The organism is Pseudomonas agronomica (genome assembly GCF_025917275.1).
GTDB classification, from domain to species: domain Bacteria; phylum Pseudomonadota; class Gammaproteobacteria; order Pseudomonadales; family Pseudomonadaceae; genus Aquipseudomonas; species Aquipseudomonas agronomica.
Genome location: NZ_JAOSHO010001106.1, coordinates 1 through 309, shown reverse-complemented (window position 1 = coordinate 309; position 309 = coordinate 1). Strand labels below are relative to the sequence as shown.

At 55.3% G+C, this 309-nt stretch carries 1 protein-coding gene; it reads right to left on the bottom strand.

Annotation, left to right across the window (positions count from 1 at the left end):
- Positions 1 to 264 (bottom strand): aromatic amino acid lyase (locus OC610_RS29135; RefSeq protein WP_264433309.1); only part of this gene is annotated, 264 nt, incomplete at its 3' end.
- Positions 265 to 309: the final 45 nt, after the last annotated feature.

Sequence of the window (309 nt, the reverse complement as noted above, 5' to 3'; positions counted from 1 at the left end):
CACACCAGCGGCGTGGGACAGTACTAGTGAACGTTGCAGATTTTCCAGATCTTCGCTGGCGATACGGGTCGAGGCCAGCAGGCCGAAGCCGGTGTTGATGCCGTAGGCGGTGCGATTCTCGGCGAGGATCTGCTCCACGCAAGCGACACTGGCTTCAATTTGCGCAGAAGCGCTGTCGTCGAGGGTGATCTTCACCGGATGCTGGTAAACATCACGCAGTTGGGCAAGGCTCAATTGGCCTGGGATAACGTTAAGAGTTTTCATGCTGTGGCTCCTTTAACAAGAGTGATCATTGGCAGGTTCAAGCCT